1 protein-coding gene and 4 pseudogenes are annotated in these 4503 nt (G+C 61.0%); 2 read left to right on the top strand and 3 right to left on the bottom strand.

The window, feature by feature from the left end; genetic code table 11:
* On the top strand, nt 1–226 hold a 226-nt coding region (locus tag AC0L28_RS34315; protein WP_473482896.1), incomplete at its 5' end, for a hypothetical protein.
* A 165-nt stretch (nt 227–391) separates the two neighbouring features.
* On the opposite strand, the pseudogene AC0L28_RS34320 reads toward AC0L28_RS34315, so the two are convergent.
* Nucleotides 392–988 (bottom strand): annotated as a pseudogene (locus tag AC0L28_RS34320) (IS256 family transposase); the annotation flags it as partial.
* A 560-nt stretch (nt 989–1548) separates the two neighbouring features.
* Nucleotides 1549–1920, bottom strand: a pseudogene (locus AC0L28_RS34325) (IS110 family RNA-guided transposase); the annotation flags it as partial.
* Between the two features lie 636 nt (nt 1921–2556).
* Here AC0L28_RS34325 and AC0L28_RS34330 point away from each other — a divergent pair.
* Nucleotides 2557–3701, top strand: a pseudogene (locus tag AC0L28_RS34330) (IS110 family RNA-guided transposase).
* Between the two features lie 329 nt (nt 3702–4030).
* Here the strand turns inward: AC0L28_RS34330 and AC0L28_RS34335 are convergent.
* A pseudogene (locus tag AC0L28_RS34335) lies at nt 4031–4503 on the bottom strand (CapA family protein); the annotation flags it as partial.

Genomic DNA, 4503 nt, shown 5'->3' on the forward strand with positions numbered 1-4503 from the left:
CGTCCACGGGTCGCATTGTACGAATTATCCCTACATCAACGCAGCAAATCTGCGTCTTCACGCTGCCTACGCGCAAATGGAACGAATCGATGAAAAAAGGAACATTTTTCGTCTGCATGATCAAAGGGCGTCGGTCGGTCACGCTGAACCAAGAGCCATCGTGTCCGGTGTCGCCACGTCAACCCAGCATCGGCCCGTGTTTGATGCAAAGTCGCCAGCACGATAGCGTCAACCCAAAATGTTATCCAAGCGCTTCACTGCGATCGGCAGCGCCTGGTAATGAGCGAACCGGATGGCAGGTTACTTCTCGATCGCGGCAGAGCGACACACCCGGTCAGTTCGCAGTGGACGTTACCAACGATTGACCCTGCTCCGGTCAACCGTTCGAGATCGGCTCGGCCTCCGACGTGCCAATCTAATGCCCAGCATCTCGCGCCGGCCGTCCGCATTGACGCCGACGGCGACGATAACGGCGACCGAGACGATGCGGCCGCCGCGGCGCACCTTCAGGTAGGTGGCGTAGATCCACAGATATGGCCAGTCGCCCTCGATGGGTCTTTCAAGGAACGCTTTGACCTTGCCGTCGATCTCTTCGCACAGCCGGCTGACCTGGCTTTTGGAGATGCCGCTCATGCCCATGGCCTTGATCAGGTCGTCGACCGAGCGGGTCGAGATGCCTTGCACATAAGCTTCCTGGATGACGGCGGTGAGCGCCTTCTCGGCCATGTGGCGCGTTGTAGACAAAACCCGGGAAGTAGCTTGCCTTCCTGAGCTTCGGGATGTGCAGCTCGACCGTGCCGGCCCGCGTCTCCCAATCCCGGTCGCGGTAGCCATTGCGCTGGGCGAGCCGCAGCGGGTTTTTCTCGTCATAGCCGGCGCCGGTGGCCGCGCCCACCTCCATTTCCATCAGCCGCTCGGCGGCAAAGCCGATCATCTCGCGCAGGAGATCGGCATCCGGGGTCGTCTCCACGAGCGTGCGCAGGTTCATCCTCGTCGGTCACCGGTGGTCCTTCCGAAATGGGTTGGCGTCAACAACCATGGTCGCTGCGTGCGGCGGCAGCGTCACATTGGGCCGGCAGGTGCTTGTTCGTAGAGGTCTACAACTTGCAAACCGAGGAAGCTCGCCATCAGGCGCCGTAAACGCGCCGCAAGCTTGTAAGCGGTTGATCCTCGCGGATCAAAAACCATGATGCAGCCATACGCATCGCCGGCGAAGCTCCGGGCGGTGGGCCCATTCTACAGCGCGGCGCCGTAAGCCATGTGAGCGACCGGGATCACCACCACCTCGGGTCGTTATCAGCAGACGCTATCTCAGCTGCCAAGCTTCAATGCTCGTTCTGTCGCACGTTCCTCCAAGCTTTATGCCGGACGCAGGACAATCCCTTCGGGATCTCGCCGGTCGTGACAAGTCGCCAGAATGCAATCAGCAGCTTGCGCGCCAAAGCCACGATCATCGTCTTGCGCGTGCCGCCACGGCCATCGCCATAACGGACGCGAGCATTGCCGGCCCGCGCAAGACCTTTCTCGCGCAAGGCCCGCATCAGCAGCGGTATCGAGGCGATCAGTCTTGGCACGCCGATGTTCACGGGAAACCGCGACGCTCGATGGATGTATGACATAAGCTTCGACAGCGCGCGCCTGGAGCCAGCGCGCCAACCAAAAGCCGTCGCGTCCAGCCTCATAGGCGACAACGATGCGCCGGACTTCACGCCCGGCTTGGATGGCTTCGCTGCGCCAGCGGCGCAACAGCCTGAACACCGAATCCGGGTCGGCATCGAGCTTCTTGAGAGGGTTACGTTCAAAGCCAGGGACCGTCGCAGCTATGAGCCACTTTGTCTGGCTCATCTCAATCACTGCGACCAACGTGCTGTCCTGATCAAGGGCGGTAAGGGATTTGCTTGCATCAAAGGATGGTGACATGGGGCGCTCCTTAGGTAGCTGCTCAACAGCGCTGAGGGTGCCACACGCTCGCCGCCGCCCATAGCATCTACAGCGCTCGTGGAGGGCGCGCTCGCGAGCGGCTTCATAACCACCGAGCTACACCACCTGATGGAAGGAAAAGAGACGCATGGAGGGAAGGAGCAGCCTGAGGGGAGCCTGCGCGAGGAATCCAAGGTCCGGACACAGAGCCGGGTTGCCTTGCCGCCGAACCTCGAGCGGGTGAACGCGGCGGCCAAGCAGACTGCCCAAACTCGGTTCACGGCCCTGCTGCATCATGTCGACGAGGCCGCCCTGTATCGGGCGTTCCGGCAACAGAAGCGGCAGGCGAGTGCTGGGCTCGATGGGATAACCGTGGCGAAGTACGAAGGGCGGGTGACTGACAACCTCCGCGATCTCTGCAAACGGGTCCACACCGGTGGCTACCGGCCACAGCCGATCCGGCGGGTCTATATTCCCCAACGTCGCTGGCGAACATGGAATATCGTCTGCGCCCGCCACGTTGCTCCGTCCTATTGCGCTCTGTCTGCCAATCCAGATCCTATGAGGAGGGTGGATAGCAACCTGCGCTGTGGCAAAGTGAGGTCGCTTAATCAACACCTTACCCTGGAGACAAGCATGCCCGTTGCAGCTCACCGATCCGAAGCGCCGACCGCTATCCGCACTGATCTTGGCGATTTTCGTCTCGTTGGAACTGAGCCGCTCGAAAGGGCTGATCACCTCGCTGTCGCCGGGTGGCGGCGCGAAGATGTCGAAACATGCGGTGGCGGCCAGCGATGTCGCCGGCATGCTGGCGCGGTTTGCCGAACTCAACAGGAGGGCGCAGGCGCGGACCGGGAAATGCTTTCCGACTATCGTGATCGAGGAAGCCGGGCTCGATGGCTTCTGGATCGATCGCGTGCTGCAGGCCGAGGGGATAGAAAGTCACGTCGTCGATCCGGCATCGGTTGCGACCTCGCGCCGGCGACGCCGAGCCAAGACCGACAAGATCGACGGGGAGGCGCTGGTCCGGGCGTTGCTGGCCTACAAGCGAGGCGAGCCGCGGGTGTGTGCAATGGTCGGGATGCCGACGCCGGAGGAGGAAGACCGCCGCCGTCTCTCGCGTGAGCGCAAGGCCTTGACGAACGAGCGCGTGCGACACGTCAACCGTATCAAGGGCGGCCTGCTGTCCAGTCAGGGCTTATCCGGCTACGAGCCGCTGCGCCGCGACCGGCGCAAGCAACTGGAGGCGCCGTACACTGCTCGCACATCTGAAGGCGCAGATCGGCCGGGAACTTGACAGACTCGAACTGCTGCTCAAGCAGATCAAAGCGATCGAGGCCGCGCGCGATGCCATGCTTGCTGCTGCGCCGGTCGTCTCGCCAGCACCGGCGATGCTGCTCAATCTGAAAGGCATCGGGCCGGAGTTTGCCGCTGTCTTGTGGTCGGAGGGGCTGTCGCGTCACTTCGACAACCGACGACAGGTTGCTGCCTATGCGGGCCTTGCGCTGTCACCCTGGCAGAGCGGCTCGGTCGACCACGACCAGGGGGTTTTGAAAGCCGGCAATCCAAGGCTACGAACGACGCTGATCCAACTCGCCTGGCTCTGGCGCCATCGACCGCGATCAGCGCTCACCTTGTGGTTCGAGGACCGGGTCAATTACAACGGCGGCCGTCTCAAGAAGGCGACGATTGTTGCGCTCGCCCGCAAACTGCTCGTCGCGCTGTGGAGACACGTCAACGCCGGCGTCGTCATCGAGGGCGCGATCATGAAGACCGCCTGATCCGTTAGCCATCAGACTGAATTCTGCAATCTTCCAGGACCCGATCAGTCCTGGCGGATCCGGGTGGACGAACCGACGTTAACCTTGGCTTGAAATGCCGTAATCCAGAATGGTCTCGTCTTCCTGAGCCCTTGTCCGCCGCAAGCGGGATGTTGGTACCGCTGTTTCAAACAGCGACCGTATATAAGTTGGATCTGGCTCGGGAACGAGCCGCGTCATGCAATCGGGCTCAGACCATAGATACCAAAACGCCGGAAAGCAAAAAATGTCACCCTGACCACAATTCCGTATTGACGCTTCTCATATAAGTTGACTTGCATGCGCGGAGGTCAAAGCATGTTCGGCGCAGCCGGGCCGCGTGTTCGCGGCGAGGTCGGACCCAATCTGATCACTCCAACGTCGTCCTCGATGCCGATCTCGGTCCCAAATGGCTTTGAGAGTGTGTGCAGACGCTCGAGAATGGCTTTCGCTTGCTGCGTGGGTGCGAGACTTGGCACGCCGCGGTTTGCAAACCTCTTCGAGTGCCCGAGTTCGATCGGATATAGGCGCAATTCGGCAAGCTGGTTCAGCTCGAAATGGCTGACGGTGACAATGCTTTCGTAGAAGAGCGGGTGTGTAAATGTTCCCGCCATTTCCGCGACTTTCACCTCGGCGTCCGTGTCAACTCGTGGGTCCTTAGCATATTCGTCGAACATGTCGGCGCCGGACGGGGTCCCGAGGTCGTCTTCGAAAAAATTACCAAGTCCATAGAAGATGGGTCGGCCCTTATAGATTTCTATGCCCCGTAGCTGATGCGACCCAT

This window comes from Mesorhizobium sp. WSM4847, from assembly GCF_055811335.1.